This is a genomic window from Streptomyces sp. CBMA152 (assembly GCF_014596475.1).
In the GTDB taxonomy this organism is placed as follows: domain Bacteria; phylum Actinomycetota; class Actinomycetes; order Streptomycetales; family Streptomycetaceae; genus Streptomyces.
The window spans coordinates 18683-35507 of record NZ_MECJ01000001.1; the positions used below are offsets into that span (position 1 = coordinate 18683).

The window sequence follows — 16825 nt, forward strand, 5'->3', positions numbered from 1 at the left end:
CAGCGTCAGCCCTTTCGCTTGCTCCGCCGCGCGGACGGCAGAGTCCGCCCGACGATCACCGTGCGAGGCGGCTCGGCGGGCCCGGTTTTCCGTCCGATGGCCCGGCGCACCCCGTACCCGAAGGCCGCGACCTTCACCAGCGGGCCGCCGAAGGTCGAGGCGACCGTGGTGGAGAGCGCCGACGCGTTGGAGGTGACCTCCTGGACGTCCGAGGCGATGGCGTCGACCCGGTCCAGCTGGGTCTGCGCCGAGCGCACCGCCGAGGAGGCGTCCGCGAGCAGCGGGACGGCCTGTTCGGTCACGTCCGCCACCAGCTTGGTGGTCGCCTTCAGCGTCTGGGCCAGCCTCACGAGGACTACGGCGAGGAAGGACACCAGGATCGCCCAGAAGACGGCCACCAGGATCCCGGCCACCTCTCCACCGGACACTTCGCACCGCTCCCTGCGCATCGACCGTCGGACAAGAAAAGTTGTCCCCCGACCCTATCGCGCCGAGGGTCTTGCCCCCTACCGCATTAGGGCGTCACGGAAGCGGAGTCTGGCAGGCCGATTGTACGCAGTGCACACCCTTCAGTACTCTGCGTGTCCCATGCGCTCCAATCTGCCGTCGGAGCTGAACGGCTTCGTCGGGCGAGAACGTGAACTGGCCGCCCTGCACGGGCTGCTGGGCGAGGCGCGACTGACCACCGTGGTCGGGGTCGGCGGCGTCGGGAAGACCCGCCTGGCGCTGCGCGCGGCCGCCGCCGTGGCCGCGCAGGAACGCTACTGCGACGGGGTGTGGCTGGCGGACCTGTCCACGGTGACCGACCCGGACCTGCTCGACCACGCGGTCGTCGAGGCCCTGGGACTCACCGACCACACCACCCGCCCGCCGCGCCGCACCCTCCTGGACCACCTCGCCGAGCGCTCGCCGCTGCTCGTCCTGGACGGCTTCGAGCAGCTGGTGGACGCCTGCGCGGAGCTGGTGTGCGAGCTGCTGCGCCGCTCCCCCGGCCTGCGTGTCCTCGCCGCGGGCCGCCTGCCGTTACGCCTCGACGGCGAGCGGCTGCTCGCGCTGGCCCCGATGGACGACGAGGACGCGGTGGCGCTCTTCACCGACCGGGCCCATGGCGTGGCATTCACCGAGGAACGGACGGCCACCGTACGGGAGGTGTGCCGGCGCCTCGACGGGATTCCGCTCGCCCTGGAACTCGCGGCCGGACGGCTCGGCGCGCTCTCCGTCGAGCAGGTGCTGCACCGCCTGGACGACCGCTTCCACCTGCTGACCTGCGGCGGACGTGGAACCGTGGCCCGCCATCAGACGCTGCGCACCACCATCGGCTGGAGCCATGAGCTGTGCACCTCGCCCCAGCGGCTGCTGTGGGCCCGGCTCTCGGTGTTCGCCGGGCAGTTCGACCTGGAGGCCGTCGAGTACATCTGCGTCGGCCCGGACCTGCCGCCCGAGGACGTCCTCGACGTACTCCAGCAGCTCCTCGACCACTCGCTGGTGGTGCGCGAGGACGGCCCGGCGGGCGTGCGCTACCGGATGCTCGACACCGTACGGGAGTACGGCGCCGAGTGGCTGACCGCGACCGGCGACGCCGACCGGCTGCACCGGCGCCACCGCGACTGGTACCTCGGGCTCGCCACCTGGTGCGAGCTCGACTGGTTCAGCCCGCGCCAGGCGGAGGTCGCGGTGCGGGTGGAGGCCGAACTGCCCAATCTGCGGGCCGCGTTGGACTACTCGCTCGACTCGGAGCAGGACATACACCTGGCCCAGTACCTGGCCGGGACGCTCTGGTTCTGCTGGGTCGGCTGCGGGCGGCTCGCCGAGGGGAGGCACTGGCTGGGCCTGGTCCTGGAGGCCGGGGGCGGCGACCACGACGGCGCCCGGCTCAAGGCGCTGTGGGTGCTCGGCTATGTCTCGGTGCTGCGCGGCGACTCGGTGGCGGCGATCGCGGCGCTGCACGAGTGCCGCGAGGACGCCGAGCGCACCGGCGACGCGGTGGCCCGGGCGTACGCGGTGCACCGGACCGGCTGTCTGGCCCTGGTCTGTGACGACATGCCGCGCGCGGAGGAACTGCTGCGCACGGCGCTCGCGCAGTACGAGGAGATCGGCGAGCTCAACAGCAATGTGCTGATGGCGCGGGTGGAGCTCGCGATGGCGGTGGCCTTCCGGGGCCATCTCGACGAGGCCGTCGTGATGTGCGAGCACGTGGTGGAGATCTGCGCGGAGCACGGCGAGCGCTGGGCCCTCGCGTACGCGCTGTACGTCCTCGGGTACGCGGCCTGGCACGCCAAGGATCTCGGCGGGGCGCGGCGGCTGCTGGCGGAGTGCCTGGAGATCGACCACGCCTTCCACGACCTGCTGGGCACGGTCCTGGCGCTCGAACTACTCGCTCTGGTCGCGGTGGACGGGGGTGATCCGGCCCAGGCGGCGGTGATCCAGGGGGCGGCCGAGCGGATCTGGCCGTCGGTGGGGCTGCCGCTGTTCGGCTCGGCGTCCTTCAACGCGGCGCATGTGCTGTGCGAGGAGCGGGCGCGCGAGCGGCTGGGGGACGGCGCGTACGAGACGTTCCGGCAGTGCGGCAGGGGCCTCGATCCGGACGAGGCGGTGGCGCGGGCGCTGACCGGCTCGGGCGGCGAGGAGGCCGTACCGCAGACGCCGGCGCCACCCGAACCGGCTCCGGGAACGCGGAAGCCCGCCGCCTCCCGCTCCGTGCGGAGCGAGGGGACGGCGGGCCGAAGCGCGGAGCGCTGAATACTGCGCCTGGCTCAGCGGGCGTAGTACTCGACGACGAGCTGCTCGTCGCAGATGACCGGGATTTCCTTGCGGTTCGGGTCACGGTCCAGGCGGAAGGCCAGGGCCTTCAGGTTCACCTGGAGGTAGCGCGGGGTCTCGCCCTCGCCGGCGTAGCCACCCTCGCGGGCAACCTGGAAGGGGTGCTTCGCACGGCTGCGCTCGCGGACGGTGATGACGTCGTCCGGACGGACACGGAACGACGGCTTGTCGACCTTGCCACCGTTGACCTCGATGTGGCCGTGGACGACCATCTGGCGGGCCTGGTAGATGGTGCGGGCGATGCCCGAACGCAGGACCAGGGCGTCGAGGCGACGCTCGAGCTCGACGACCAGCGCCTCGCCCGTCTTGCCCTCGGCCTTCTTGGCGCGGTCGTAGGCACGCGCCATCTGACGCTCAGAGATGTCGTACTGGGCGCGCAGACGCTGCTTCTCGAGCAGACGGACCTTGTAGTCCGAGTTCTGCTTGCGGCCACGGCCGTGCTCGCCCGGCGGGTACGGACGGGCCTCGAAGTACTTGACGGCCTTCGGCGTCAGCGCGATGCCGAGCGCACGAGACTTCTTGACCTTGGGACGCGACTGGTTAGGCACGTTCTCCAAACCTCCATGGTTGGGTTAGGTTAGGCTCACCTTACTCAAGGAGATCGTATGTCTCGTCCGGGGAACACCAGTCACATCACGGACAGCACGAAGAAGGCCGAACCCGCAGAAGGGGTCGGCTCCACCGGCCCGCACAAGGGGGCCGGTACCGGTGCGCAGCATGCCACCGGTCACGTGACGGAGGTCCGATCAGATCGTGGTCAGCCGCGTCCCAGCGGACTTGAAATCGCGCGGATGCCGTCAGCAGCCGAGCGCACACGAACTCTCGTACATAGTACCTGCTCGTCGGTGCTGCTCATCACCGGCCTCGACGGCGCCCGCCCGGAGCAGCTGATGCCCAGGCTGCGCAATGTCGGTCCGCACGGCGATCTCTTCCTGCTCTTCCCCGCCGACTCGCCCGCCGTACGGGCCGCCACCCACGCCCACGACGACGAGCTCTCGGCCGTCCTGGCGCTCACCGATGTGGCACCGGTCTCGGTCCCCCACCGCATCCGGGGCCGCGCCTGGATCACCGGCTGGCTCACCCGCGTCCCGGGCCTGGCCCCGCCCGGCAGCATGACGCTCCGCCTGGAGGTCGACGAGGCGTACGTGGACGACCTGTGGGGCGCGATGTCGGTGGCGCCCGAGGCGTTCGCCGCCGCCGAGCCCGATCCGCTGGCCTCCCACGAGACCGAGCTCCTGCAACATCTGCACGCGTCCCACGGGGAACAGGTGCGGTCGCTGTGCGGCCTGGTGGAGCAGGGCCCGGACGGGATGAAGTCGGTCACGCCGCTGGCGCTCGACCGGTTCGGGCTGCGCGTGCGCTTCCAGGACCACGCCGGGCACTGCTTCGACGCGCGCTTCGAGTTCCCGGAGCCGGTGACGGACCTCACGGGGCTGCGGCGCGCGATGCGGCGGCTGTTCGAGGCGGCGGAGGGCTGACGGCGGAGGGGCGGGGCGGGCGGGCGCGGGTCGCCGTCGGCCTTCGCTTACGGCCAGGCGTTGCTCGCGCCCTGGTCGCGGGCCGAGCAGAGCGGCTACTCCGCCCGCCCCAACCGCTCCCTGACCTTCTCTACCACGTCCGCGTACCGCGCCTCCGCCCCGTACCGCGTCGGCTCGTAGTAGCGCTTCTGCGCCACCGCGTCCGGCGCGTACTGCTGGGCCGCGATCGCGCCCGGCACGTCGTGCGGGTACACATACCCCTGGGCGTGGCCGAGCTTGGCCGCGCCCTTGTAGTGGCCGTCGCGCAGATGCGCCGGAACGGGGCCGGCCAGGCCCGCCCGGACGTCCGCCATCGCCGCGAAGATCGCGTTCGTCGCCGCGTTCGACTTCGGCGCGAGAGCCAGCGCGATGGTGGCGTGGCTGAGGGTGAGGGCCGCCTCGGGGAAGCCGATCAGCGCGACCGCCTGGGCGGCGGCGACCGCCGTGGGCAGCGCCGTCGGATCCGCCAGGCCGATGTCCTCGCTGGCCGAGATCATCAGGCGGCGGGCGATGAACCGGGGGTCCTCGCCCGCCTCGATCATCCGCGCCAGATAGTGCAGCGCCGCGTCCACGTCCGAGCCCCGGATGGACTTGATCAGGGCGCTCGCCACGTCGTAGTGCTGGTCGCCGTCCTTGTCGTACTTCACCGCCGCCCGGTCGACCGTCTCCTCGACGGTCTGGAGCGTGACGTCCTTCTCGCCCTTCGCCAGCGCCGAACCGGCCGCCGCCTCCAGGGCGGTGAGCGCGCGGCGGGCGTCGCCGCCCGCGATGCGCAGCAGATGCGCCTCGGCGTCCTCGGGCAGCGTCACCGCGCCGCCGAGCCCGCGCTCCTCGGTGACCGCCCGGCGCAGCAGGCTGCGCAGGTCGTCGTCGGTGAGCGGTTCGAGGGTGAGCAGCAGGGAGCGCGAGAGCAGGGGGGAGATCACCGAGAAGTACGGGTTCTCGGTCGTCGCCGCGATCAAGGTCACCCAGCGGTTCTCCACGGCCGGCAGCAGTGAATCCTGCTGGGCCTTGGAGAAGCGGTGGATCTCGTCGAGGAAGAGGACGGTCTCCTTGCCGAAGCCGCCGATCGCCCGGCGGGCCCCGTCGATGACGGCCCGCACTTCCTTGACGCCTGCGGTGATCGCGGAGAGCTCGACGAAGCGCTTGTTGGTCGCCTTCGACACCACGTACGCGAGTGTCGTCTTGCCGATGCCGGGCGGGCCCCACAGGATCACTGACGAGGGGCCGGCGGGGCCGCCGCTCCCCTCCCCCACCAGGCGCCGCAGCGGCGAGCCGGGCTTGAGCAGATGCTGCTGCCCGACCACCTCGTCGAGGGTGCGCGGGCGCATCCGGACGGCCAGAGGGCTGCCTGCCGGGTCTTTCTCCTGGCGGTCCTCTGCGGCTGCGGTGAACAGGTCGGGCTCCACGTCAAGAACCCTATGCCACGGCACTGACAACGCGGTCAGCGCCGGGAAAACCCCTGGTCATACAGGTTGGCAGGGTCCGACAGAGCCCGTCAGCTCGTCCAGAAGTCCCACCAGCGGGTCAGGATCAGCATCCCGATGATCCCGACGTGCAGCACCGGCAGCACCCAGGTGAACTCGCCGAAGAAGCTCTTCAGCCAGTTCGGCGCGGGCAGGAAGCCGTGGCGGACGTTGAACGACGTGACGTACCAGAACATGAAGATCGTCGCGACCCACGCCAGGCAGCACCACAGGCACAGCGCGTTGATCCGGTACAGCGACTGGAACTGCAGCCAGGAGCAGAATCCGACACCGAAGAGCGTGCCCGCGTTGAAGGTGAGCCAGTACCAGCGCGGGAAGCGGGCCCGGGTGAGCAGGCTGATGCCGACGCAGATCACGATGCCGTACGCCACCAGACCGAGCATCGGGTTGGGGAACCCGAAGGCGGAGGCCTGGTCGCTCTTCATGATGTTGCCGCAGGACACCACCGGGTTGAGGCTGCACCCCGGCGTGAAGTTCGGGTTCTCAAGGAGCTTGAACTTGTCGATCGTGATGACCCAGGCCGCGAGCAGTCCGGCGGCCCCCGTGATCACCAGGAGCCAGGCGAACGCGCGGCTCCCGCCGACGCCACGCTGGCCGTCCGCCCCGTCGGGGCCGGAGGAGACACTGTCCTTGGCTGTCGTCGTCTTGCTCATCACGCCGATCCGTCAGTCGAGTCGTGGGCCTGAAGGGGCCTGGGGGTGGGGCTCATTGTGCCGTACACGCGCACGTGCCCACCGTTCGTTCGACATAAGGGCGTACGCGCAGGAGCGGAGTTGACGGTTCGGGAAACGGGAGACGGGCCGGACAGCCGTAGCCGTCCGGCCCGTCCCTCGCACGGGTCGTTACGCGAGTCGCTCGCGCATCGTGTCCACGACGCCCGCCAGCGGCACGGCCGTCTGGTCGCCGGACTCCATGTCCTTGAGCTGCACGACGCCTTCGGCGAGGTCGCGGTCGCCCGCGACGATCGCGAACCGGGCACCGCTGCGGTTGGCCGACTTCATGGCCGACTTGACGCCCTTGCCGCCGAACGCGAAGTCGGTCGCGATGCCCGCCTTGCGCAGCTCGACCACCACACCGAAGAGGACCCGCCGGGCCTCCTCGCCGAGCGGCACCGCGAACACGCTGGTCGCGGACGGGATGTCGAGCGTGACGCCCTCGGCCTCAAGCGCCAGGACCGTACGGTCGACGCCGAGCGCCCAGCCCACCGACGGCAGCGCGGGGCCGCCGATCATCTCGGAGAGGCCGTCGTAGCGGCCGCCGCCGCCCACCGCGGACTGCGAGCCCAGACCGTCGTGGACGAACTCGAAGGTCGTCCGGGTGTAGTAGTCGAGGCCGCGCACCAGCTTCGGGTCGTCCTCGTACACCACGCCCTGGGCGTTCAGCAGCTCGCGGACCTCCTCGTGGTACGCCTTGCAGCCGTCGCACAGGTAGTCGCGCAGCAGCGGCGCGCCCACCAGCTGCTTCTGGACCGCGTCCCGCTTGTCGTCGAGGACGCGCAGCGGGTTGATCTCGGCGCGGCGCAGGGTGTCCTCGTCGAGGTCGAGGCCGCGCAGGAAGTCCTGGAGCGCGGCCCGGTAGACCGGACGGCACTCCTGGTCGCCCAGCGAGTTCAGCAGGATGCGGAAGTTGCGCAGGCCGAGCGAGCGGTACGCGTCGTTGGCCAGGATGATCAGCTCGGCGTCGAGCGCCGGGTCCTCGGCGCCGATCGCCTCGGCGCCGACCTGCGAGAAGTGCCGGTAGCGGCCCTTCTGCGGGCGCTCGTAGCGGTAGTACGAGCCCGAGTACCAGAGCTTCACCGGCAGGTTGCCCGCCTTGTGCAGATTGGCCTCAAGAGCCGCACGCAGCACGGAAGCGGTGCCCTCGGGGCGCAGGGCGAGCCTGTCGCCGCCCTTGGTCTCGAAGGCGTACATCTCCTTGCTCACGATGTCGGTCGACTCGCCGACACCGCGCGCGAAGAGCTCCACGTTCTCGAAGCCCGGGGTCTCGACATAGCCGTAGCCGGAGTTGCGCAGCGGCGCCGCGATCGCCTCGCGGACCGCCAGGTAGGTCGCGCTGTTCGGCGGCAACAGGTCGTACGTGCCCTTGGGGGCCTGGAAGGTACTCATGGGGAAGCTTCTCGTCACATTCCTCGTCGGGGAGAGGCGATGCCCTCTCCGAGGCCGGCGGCCACCTGCCGCAGATACGGGTTGGTGGCGCGCTCCTGGCCGATGGTGGTCTGGGAGCCGTGGCCGGACAGCACCACGGTCGAGTCGTCGAGCGGCAGGCACACACGGCCCAGCGATTCGAGCAACTCGGCGTGGCTGCCGCCGGGCAGGTCGGTGCGTCCGACGGAGCCGGCGAAGAGCAGGTCGCCCGAGAACAGGATCGGAGGAATGTCCTCCGCCTCGGGCAGCCCGAACGTCACCGACCCCTTGGTATGGCCGGGCGCGTGCGACACGGTGAGCTCCATACCGGCGAGCTGCAGCGTCGCGCCGTCGGACAGCTCCTTGACGTCGTCCGGTTCGCCGATGGTCAGCTCGCCCATGATCTGGGCGCCGAAGGAGCGGCCGAGGGCCTTCTCCGGGTCGCTCATCATGTACCGGTCCGAGGGGTGGATCCACGCGGGCACGTCGTGCGCCCCGCACACCGGGACGACCGAGGCGCAGTGGTCGATGTGGCCATGGGTGAGGACGACGGCGACGGGCTTGAGCCGATGCTTCCGGAGCGCGTCCTCGACTCCCTGGGCCGCCTGGTGGCCCGGGTCGATGATCACGCACTCCTCGCCTGCGGCGGGGGCGACCAGGTAGCAGTTGGTCCCCCAGGCCCCGGCGGGGAACCCGGCAATGAGCACGATCGTCCTCAGTTTCTCGTACGACGGGTGATTGCGGCTGTTCAGAGCCTACCGGCGCTGCTCCCGTCACAGCGAACCCATATACGGTACGGGCACAGTCCGCGCGTACACGCGTCCGTACCCCCTACACCGCACAAGGAGACCACCGGTGGTCAGCAGCGATCAGCGCCGGCGCCAGCTCGCCCGGGAGAAGTTCGAGCGTCAGCAGCAGCGCCGCGAGACGGCCCGCCGCAAGGCCAAGCGCCGCAACACCGTCATCGCGGCCACCCTCGCGGTGGTCGTCGCGGCGGGCGGGGCGGCCTTCGCCACGGGCGCCTTCTCCGGCGACGACAAGAAGTCGGACGCCGCCGCGCCCTCCGACGCCCCGACGCCCTCGGCGAGCAAGGACTCCGCGCCCGAGCCGAAGATGGCGATCGACCAGAAGGCCGCGTACACGATGTCGCTGAAGTCCAGCGCCGGTGACATCGTCTTCACGATGGACGCGGCGAAGACGCCGCACACCGTCAACTCGTTCAAGTCCCTCGCCGACAAGGGCTACTTCACCAACACGAAGTGTCACCGCCTCACCACACAGGGCATTTACGTGCTCCAGTGCGGCGACCCCAAGGGCGACGGCACCGGCGGCCCCGGCTACACGATCCCGGACGAGAACCTGACGGGCCTCGGCAAGGCGGGCGCGGACGGCACGGTCACCTACCCGGCGGGCACGGTCGCCATGGCCAACACCGGCCAGCCGCACACCGGCGGCAGCCAGTTCTTCCTCGTCTACAAGGACAGCAAACTCCCGCCCACCTACACGCCGTTCGGCAAGATCGACGCGGCGGGCCTGAAGGTCGTCGAGGACGTGGCGAAGGCCGGGGTCACGGGCGGCGGCGCGGACGGCGCTCCCAAGACGGCCGTCACCATCGCCAAGGCCACCGTCAACAAGGACTGACCCGCGGAATTCGGCCGCGCTGAGTGCGGACAGCCGGGCGGCGAGTCGCCTAGATTGGCGTTGTGCAGCGCGGTGACAAACGCGTTGTGGAGGGCGGGCGAGGCCCGTCCCGGAAACTGTGGACGATGCCACGAGGGCCGAACCCCTCGCGTCGGCATCATGTGGAGGAGGCGCTGTGAGCAGCGACCCGTGGGGCCGCGTCGACGAGACGGGCACCGTGTATGTGCGTACAGCCGAGGGCGAAGTCGTCGTCGGATCGTGGCAGGCGGGGACTCCCGAGGAGGCCCTGGCCTACTTCGAGCGCAAATACGAGGGCCTGGTTGTCGAGATCGGCCTCCTCGAACGACGGGTGAAGACCACCGACCTGTCGGCGAAGGACGCGCAGACCGCGATCGACCATCTGCGCACGCAGGTGGACGAGCATCACGCGGTCGGTGACCTGGCGGCACTCGGCAAGCGGCTCGACAAGCTCGTCGAGACCGTGGAGTCGCGCCGCGAGGAGCGCAAGGTCCAGAAGGCCAAGCAGACCGACGAGGCCAAGCACGCCAAGGAGGCGCTGGTCGCCGAGGCCGAGGAGCTGGCGCAGAGCGAGCAGTGGCGCTCGGCCGGCGAGCGGCTGCGGGCGCTCGTGGACACCTGGAAGGGCCTGCCCCGGCTCGACCGGAAGTCCGACGACGAGCTGTGGCACCGCTTCTCGCACGCGCGCTCGGCGTTCTCCAAGCGGCGCAAGGCGCACTTCGCGTCGCTGGACGCGCAGCGCGAGGACGCCCGCAAGGTCAAGGAGAAGCTGGTCGTCGAGGCCGAGGCGCTGTCGTCGTCGACGGACTGGGGCACCACGGCCGCCCGCTACCGCGAGCTGATGGCGGACTGGAAGGCGGCGGGCCGCGCCCAGCGCGAGGCCGAGGACGAGCTGTGGAACCGCTTCCGCGGCGCCCAGGACGTCTTCTTCGCCGCGCGCGGCGAGGTCTTCGCGGAGCGTGACGCCGAGCAGACCGAGAACCTGAAGCTCAAGGAGGAGCTGGCCGTCGAGGCCGAGAAGCTCGTCCCGGTGGGCGATCTGAAGGCGGCCCGCGCCACCTTCCGGGGGATCAACGAGCGCTGGGAGGCGATCGGCCACGTACCGCGTGACGCGCGTCCCAAGGTCGAGGGCCGGATGCACGCCGTGGAGCGGGCGCTGCAGGAGGCCGAGGAGTCGGAGTGGCGCCGCACCAACCCGGAGGCACGCGCGCGTGCCGCGGGTCTGACGGGCCAGCTCCAGTCGGCGGTCGACAAGCTGCGCGGCCAGATCGACGCGGCCCGCGCGGCGGGCAACAACGCCAAGGCCGACAAGCTCGCCAAGGAGCTGGAGGGCCGCCAGGCGCTGCTCGACCAGGCGCTGAAGGGCCTGGAGGAGTTCGGCGGCTGACGCCGTCGACTACGACGAGGTGTACGTATGAGGGCCCGGCCGTGATGTCACGGCCGGGCCTTCGGCGTCCGTGAGCTCGTTGACTCATTGACCTCGTTGACCTCGTTACGCGGCCGGGCCCGACCCTCTGCTCCCCCGCTCCAGGGTGTCGAGCGCGTGCCGCAGCACATCGCAGGCCTGGCGGTGGTTTCCGGCCGACTGCAACAGCTCGGCGAGGCGGCGGCAGACCGTGAGGGCCTCGGGGCCGAACCTCTTGTGGGTGAGTTGGAAGGCGCCTTCCAGGACCTCGATCGCCTGGTCGTCGAGGCCCGACTCCGTGAGCAGTTCGGCCAGTTCGAGATGGACGATGACGGCGTCGCCCTCCGCGTCGGGCACCCGGTTCTGCAGGATCATCCGCAGCACCGGCAGCGCGTCCCTGCCGCGCCCCTCCGATCTGAGCAGCCGGGCCAGCTGGAGCCCCGAGGAGACCATCGCGGCCTCGACCTCGGCGTCCATCACGGGCCCCGCAGGGACGCCCGGGTCGGCCTTGGCGCGGTTGCGGACCAGCGGGAGGCGCCCCACGTCGTTCTCCTGGCTGCGCTGCGGGCGCGGCCGGTTCCGGGCGCCGAGCCGGGCGTCGACGGCCCGGTAGAGGGTCTCCAGGTCCAGGGTCTCCGGCGCGTCCGGCAGCCCCTGGCTCAGGACGTGCAGCAGCTCGCCGGTGAACGCGGTGTGCCGCTCCCCGTCGGGGGCGAGCGCCACATGGTCCTTCGGGGAGGCGGTGAGGACGTACGCGCCCTCTATTCCGGCTTGTGCGGCAAGGGCGTTGGGGCTGCTGAGAGTGCGGGCCGCGCGGCCGCTGAAGCAGCAGTCGAGCACGACGACCTTGCGCCGGGCCGGGGAGGCGAGGATCGCGGCGCGCAGATGCCGGTACTCGACGGCGGTGTACCCGGCGCCTTCGCGCGAGCCGGTCAGGGCCACGTACAGGTCGGCGGACTCGGAGTCGCGCAGGCCGTGGCCGCAGTAGTAGACCAGCAGCGTGTCCCGGGCCCGCTCGCCCGCCGCGTACACCGGGTCGAGGAGGGCGGCCGGGGTCTCGGGCTCGGTCACCGTCAGGGTGTGCGCCTCCGGCAGCCCCCAGATCGTGGAGTCCCGCAGGACCGTCGCCAGTTCCGTGAGGTTGGCCTCCACGGCGGGCAGTTGGGGCAGATGCGCATAGCCGGCGGTGCCGATCAGTACGGCGGCCGACGCCGAGGGGTCAGGCAGATCCGCCGTCACCGGACCGCTCCTCATCCGCAAGGAGTGCGGTGATCCGCGCGATGGTGGCCGGGTCGGCCCCGTCGATCTCGATCTCCACCCCGTCCCTGCGGACGACGACGCGCGGGGAGGCGCGGCGGGCGGTGCGCCACTGGTCGACGGCGAGCACCAGTTGGCCCGCCGAGAGCCCGCCGCTGACCACCAGCGAGATGACGTCGAGCAGGGCGCCCATGTGCTCGGGGTCGGCGGGCGCCGAGCCGGCGAGCGTGCCGTGCACGTCTCGGCGCACCTCGTCGTCCGCGTGGAGCCATTTCAGCAGCGAACGCAGCTCCGTCTCGGGGTCGGCGGCGCCGCGCACCCGGATCTCGATCTTCGACACCGGTTCCTCGGTTCCCTTCAGCCATCGGTCGTACGGGTGCGCGGCCCTGCGTTGCGCAGGTGCGGGCCGCGTCATTCGAGCTCGCGTGCTTCGCGTGCGGCGAGCGCGGGGGTCACCACCGCGGACACCTCCGCGAACTTGGCCACCGCCTCGGGGCCCGCGCCGAGCCGGGCCAGGCACACTCCCTGCCAGTACACACAGGCCAGCGTGGTGGGGTGGTCGGGGCCGAAGGAGACGCGGCTGACCTCGGCGACCGTGCTCAGCAGCCCGATGGCCTCCTCCAGCGAGCCGCGCAGCACCAGGTTGACGGCCTCGCGCTGGCGGGCCTCGGCGACGGACGGGGTCATCGCGCGCAGGATCTGGTTCCTGGTGGCGCCGCTGAGGGCCAGCCCCGTGTAGGTGGCGTCGCGCCGCTCGGGGACGGCCGCGGGCTGCGGGGACGCGGGGAGGCCGACCGGCCGGCCGGTGGGCTGATCGGTGGGGTGGTGACCGATCCCGGTGGTCTGGGGCGCGGGTGGCCCGGACAGGCGCTGGGGCCGCTGGAAAGCGACGCTCTGAAGCCGGGGCAGCCCGGCGTTCGGGGCCTGGGCGGCGGCGGGCGGCCCGAAGTCCCGTACGGCCCGTCTGCGCAGGTGTCCGGTGACCGCTTCCTCGACCAGCTCACCGGCGTTGGGCGGGCACCGCAGCCGCTCCAGCGTCTGCGCCGCGGTGGGGCGCTCGGCCGGGTCCTTGGCCATCAGATCGGCGACCAGAACGGCGAGGTCATCCGGTATGCCCGATATGCCCTTCAACGGGGGCGGCGGCTCTTGGAGGACCTTGTAGATGACCTCCACCACTGACTCGCCGCTGTAGGGCTGGACGCCGGAGAGCATCTCGTACACGCAGACGCCGAGGGCGTACAGGTCCGAGTGCGCCCGTGGGGTTTCGCCGACCACGGCCTCGGGCGCCATGTACGACGGCGTGCCCACCATCTCCCCTGTCACGGTCTGCCGGGAGGTGTCGAGCAGGTGGGCGATGCCGAAGTCCTGGAGGACGACCCGGCCGGTCAGGGTCAGATGCACGTTGCCGGGCTTGACGTCCCGGTGCAGGATGCCCGCGTCGTGCACCGCGCCCAGTCCCGCGCACACACCGCCGGCGATGGCCCGTACGAGGGCGTGCGGCAGCCGGGACTCCTCGTTCATGAGGGTGCGCAGGTCCACGCCCTCCAGGAGCTCCATGACGAGGAAGGGCGCCTCGCCGTGGAGGCCCACGTCGTGGACGATGACCGTGTTGGGGTGGGCGATCCGGGCCAGGGCGCGCGCCTCGCGGTCGAAGCGGTCGCGCACCTCGGGACCGGCGAGGTCGGAGCGGATCATCTTCAGGGCCACGCGCCGCCCGAGCGCGGTGTCCATGGCCTCGTACACCTCGCCCATGCCGCCGGAGCCCAGCTGCTTGAGCAGCTCGTACCGCCGGTCGATCACGGTCGGCCCCGCCATGTCACCCCCTGTGCCCGAATCCCCCGATCATCGCTCTCAACTCCCCTGTCGAGCAAGGGAATCCGGCAAGTCGGGGGATCCGGAAGGAAGTTACGGCCTGCGCGCCGAGGTCACCCGGTACACGTCGTACACGCCCTCTACTCCGCGCACGGCCTTCAGGACGTGTCCGAGGTGCTTGGGGTCGCCCATCTCGAAGGTGAAGCGCGAGGTGGCCACCCGGTCGCGGGACGTCTGCACGGCCGCCGACAGGATGTTGACGTGCTGGTCGGACAGGACGCGGGTGACGTCCGACAGGAGCCGGGAGCGGTCGAGCGCCTCGACCTGGATGGCGACCAGGAAGACCGAGGACTGGGTGGGCGCCCACTCGACCTCAAGGATCCGCTCGGGCTGCTGGGAGAGCGAGTCCACGTTGACGCAGTCCGCGCGGTGCACCGAGACGCCGCTGCCGCGTGTCACGAAGCCGATGATCGGGTCGCCGGGGACGGGCGTACAACAGCGGGCCAGCTTGACCCACACGTCCTCGACGCCCTTGACCACCACACCCGGGTCGGCGTTGGCCCGGCGCTTGCTGCGGCCGCGCGAGGGCGGCGCCGACTCGGCGATGTCCTCGTTGGCGGCCTCCTCGCCGCCGAGCGCCTGCACCAGCTTCTGCACGACGCCCTGCGCTGCGACATGGCCCTCGCCGATCGCCGCGTACAGCGACGAGATGTCGGGGTAGCGCATCTCGTGGGCGAGGGTGACCAGGGAGTCGCCGGTGAGGATGCGCTGGATCGGCAGGTTCTGCTTGCGCATGGCGCGCGCGATGGCGTCCTTGCCCTGCTCGATCGCCTCGTCGCGGCGCTCCTTGGAGAACCAGCCGCGGATCTTGTTGCGGGCGCGCGGCGACTTGACGAAGCCCAGCCAGTCCCGCGAGGGCCCGGCGCCGGCCGCCTTGGAGGTGAAGACCTCGACCAGGTCACCGTTGTCCAGGGTGGATTCGAGCGGCACGAGCCGTCCGTTGACCCGTGCGCCTATCGTGCGGTGGCCGACCTCGGTGTGCACCGCGTACGCGAAGTCGACCGGCGTCGCACCCGCCGGGAGCGCTATGACATCGCCCTTGGGGGTGAAGACGAAGACCTCGTTGCGCGACAGGTCGAAGCGCAGGGACTCCAGGAACTCGCTGGGGTCCTCGGTCTCCTTCTGCCAGTCGAGCAACTGGCGCAGCCACGCCATGTCGTTGATGTGGTCGTCCTTGCCGGCCTTCTTCGGTACGTCGGTACGCACCTTGGAGGCACCGGCGACGGCCTCCTGCTTGTACTTCCAGTGCGCGGCGATGCCGTACTCGGCGCGGCGGTGCATGTCGAACGTACGGATCTGGAGCTCGACGGGCTTGCCGTTGGGGCCGATGACCGTCGTGTGCAGCGACTGGTACATGTTGAACTTCGGCATCGCGATGTAGTCCTTGAACCGGCCGGGGACCGGGTTCCATCGCGCGTGCACCGTGCCGAGCGCCGCGTAGCAGTCGCGGACCGTGTCGACCAGGACACGGATGCCCACCAGGTCGTAGATCTCCGCGAAGTCACGGCCTCGGACGATCATCTTCTGGTAGACGCTGTAGTAGTGCTTGGGTCGGCCGGTGACGGTCGCCTTGATGCGGGCGGCGCGCAGGTCGGACTGGACCTCGTCGGTCACTATGGCCAGGTACTCGTCGCGCTTGGGCGCCCGCTCGGCCACCAGCCGTACGATCTCGTCGTACATCTTGGGGTAGAGGATCGCGAAGGCGAGGTCCTCCAGCTCCCACTTGATGGTGTTCATGCCCAGGCGGTGCGCCAGCGGAGCGTAGATCTCCAGCGTCTCGCGGGCCTTCTTCTCCTGCTTCTCCCGCTTGAGGTAGCGCATGGTGCGCATGTTGTGCAGGCGGTCGGCGAGCTTGATGACCAGGACGCGCGGGTCCTTGGCCATGGCGACGACCATCTTGCGCACGGTCTCGGCCTGCGCGGCGTCGCCGAACTGCACCCGGTCCAGCTTGGTGACGCCGTCGACGAGCAGGGCGACCTGGTCGCCGAAGTCACGGCGCAGGGTGTCCAGGCCGTACTCGGTGTCCTCGACGGTGTCGTGCAGCAGCCCCGCCATCAGCGTCGCCGGGTCCATGCCCAGCTCGGCGAGGATCGTGGTGACGGCGAGCGGGTGCGTGATGTACGGGTCGCCGCTCTTGCGCTTCTGGCCGCGGTGCCAGCGCTCGGCGACCTGGTAGGCCTTCTCGACCTGGCGCAGCGTCGCGGTCTCGATCTTCGGGTCGTTGCTGCGCACTATCCGCAGCAGGGGCTCCAGGACCGGGTTGTACGCGGAGGAGCGCTGCCCACCGAGCCGGGCGAGGCGGGCGCGGACCCGGTTGGAGGAGCCGCCCGAGCGCGAGACGGAGCCCGCCGGCGACGTGGGCTTGGGGGCCGGGGCCGGGGCTGCGGCGAGGGGCCGCTGGGCCGACTTCGTGGTGACCGGCTTGGGCTCCACCGCGGGCTGCTGGGGCGCGGCGGGGGCCGCCGTGGCCTGCTCGGCCTGCTGGTCGGGCCGCTCGGCGGAGAGTGGCTGGGCCTCGTCTGGCAAGAGCGCTCCTCGTGCGGATCCGGGTCCCCCGGTCAGGCCCGGAAAGGCCATGGTATCGATCCTGGGCGGCCGGTTCGTGTCGGGCAGCTGTGACTGCCCGTATCTGGGAAACACGAGAGGCGGGTGCCGGATTCCTCCGGCACCCGCCTCTTGGTGTTC

General features: G+C 71.0%; 14 protein-coding genes. 4 read left to right on the plus strand and 10 right to left on the minus strand.

What is annotated here, in order from left to right:
* Nucleotides 1-5 precede the first annotated feature (5 nt).
* On the minus strand, nucleotides 6-428 hold the full coding sequence (locus BG418_RS00100) for a DUF948 domain-containing protein (protein WP_188271526.1): 423 nt from the start codon (nucleotides 426-428) through the stop codon (nucleotides 6-8).
* Nucleotides 429-588: 160 nt separating this feature from the next.
* Between BG418_RS00100 and BG418_RS00105 the strand changes: the two genes are divergently transcribed.
* Nucleotides 589-2739 (plus strand): AAA family ATPase, encoded by a 2151-nt coding sequence (locus BG418_RS00105; RefSeq protein WP_188271527.1) that lies wholly within the window; start codon nucleotides 589-591, stop codon nucleotides 2737-2739.
* A 14-nt stretch (nucleotides 2740-2753) separates the two neighbouring features.
* Here BG418_RS00105 and rpsD read toward each other — a convergent pair whose 3' ends face one another.
* Nucleotides 2754-3368, minus strand: coding sequence for a 30S ribosomal protein S4 (rpsD, locus tag BG418_RS00110; RefSeq protein WP_188271528.1), 615 nt, complete (start codon nucleotides 3366-3368; stop codon nucleotides 2754-2756).
* Between the two features lie 243 nt (nucleotides 3369-3611).
* Here rpsD and BG418_RS00115 point away from each other — a divergent pair, with 243 nt between their 5' ends.
* A complete protein-coding gene (locus tag BG418_RS00115; RefSeq protein ID WP_188271680.1) occupies nucleotides 3612-4298 on the plus strand; it encodes a DUF2470 domain-containing protein in 687 nt (228 codons plus the stop codon).
* A 95-nt stretch (nucleotides 4299-4393) separates the two neighbouring features.
* On the opposite strand, the gene BG418_RS00120 is transcribed toward BG418_RS00115, so the two are convergent.
* The 4 genes from BG418_RS00120 to BG418_RS00135 form a co-directional block, all read right to left on the minus strand.
* Complete coding sequence (locus BG418_RS00120; RefSeq protein WP_188271529.1) at nucleotides 4394-5746, minus strand: replication-associated recombination protein A; 1353 nt, start codon at nucleotides 5744-5746, stop codon at nucleotides 4394-4396.
* A gap of 89 nt (nucleotides 5747-5835) precedes the next feature.
* Nucleotides 5836-6477, minus strand: coding sequence for a vitamin K epoxide reductase family protein (locus tag BG418_RS00125; protein WP_188271530.1), 642 nt, complete (start codon nucleotides 6475-6477; stop codon nucleotides 5836-5838).
* A 189-nt stretch (nucleotides 6478-6666) separates the two neighbouring features.
* Nucleotides 6667-7929 carry a histidine--tRNA ligase gene (gene hisS, locus BG418_RS00130; RefSeq protein WP_188271531.1) on the minus strand — a complete coding sequence of 421 codons (1263 nt, stop codon included), beginning with the start codon at nucleotides 7927-7929 and terminating at the stop codon, nucleotides 6667-6669.
* A gap of 14 nt (nucleotides 7930-7943) precedes the next feature.
* Nucleotides 7944-8654: an MBL fold metallo-hydrolase gene (locus tag BG418_RS00135; protein ID WP_188271532.1), complete on the minus strand. Its 711-nt coding sequence runs from the start codon at nucleotides 8652-8654 to the stop codon at nucleotides 7944-7946.
* 148 nt (nucleotides 8655-8802) lie between these two features.
* Here BG418_RS00135 and BG418_RS00140 point away from each other — a divergent pair, with 148 nt between their 5' ends.
* Nucleotides 8803-9588: a peptidylprolyl isomerase gene (locus BG418_RS00140; protein ID WP_188271533.1), complete on the plus strand. Its 786-nt coding sequence runs from the start codon at nucleotides 8803-8805 to the stop codon at nucleotides 9586-9588.
* A 175-nt stretch (nucleotides 9589-9763) separates the two neighbouring features.
* Nucleotides 9764-10993: a DUF349 domain-containing protein gene (locus BG418_RS00145; protein ID WP_188271534.1), complete on the plus strand. Its 1230-nt coding sequence runs from the start codon at nucleotides 9764-9766 to the stop codon at nucleotides 10991-10993.
* A gap of 105 nt (nucleotides 10994-11098) precedes the next feature.
* On the opposite strand, the gene BG418_RS00150 is transcribed toward BG418_RS00145, so the two are convergent.
* From BG418_RS00150 to BG418_RS00165, 4 genes are all read right to left on the minus strand, one after another.
* A complete protein-coding gene (locus BG418_RS00150; RefSeq protein ID WP_188271535.1) occupies nucleotides 11099-12250 on the minus strand; it encodes a caspase, EACC1-associated type in 1152 nt (383 codons plus the stop codon).
* A complete protein-coding gene (locus BG418_RS00155) occupies nucleotides 12231-12608 on the minus strand; it encodes an effector-associated constant component EACC1 (protein ID WP_188271536.1) in 378 nt (125 codons plus the stop codon). The genes BG418_RS00150 and BG418_RS00155 overlap by 20 nt, the downstream gene beginning before the upstream one ends.
* 71 nt (nucleotides 12609-12679) lie before the next feature.
* Entirely contained in the window at nucleotides 12680-14083 is a 1404-nt protein-coding gene (locus BG418_RS00160; RefSeq protein WP_188271537.1) for a serine/threonine-protein kinase, read from the minus strand.
* Nucleotides 14084-14173: 90 nt separating this feature from the next.
* Complete coding sequence (locus BG418_RS00165) at nucleotides 14174-16666, minus strand: bifunctional (p)ppGpp synthetase/guanosine-3',5'-bis(diphosphate) 3'-pyrophosphohydrolase (RefSeq protein WP_188271538.1); 2493 nt, start codon at nucleotides 16664-16666, stop codon at nucleotides 14174-14176.
* Nucleotides 16667-16825: the final 159 nt, after the last annotated feature.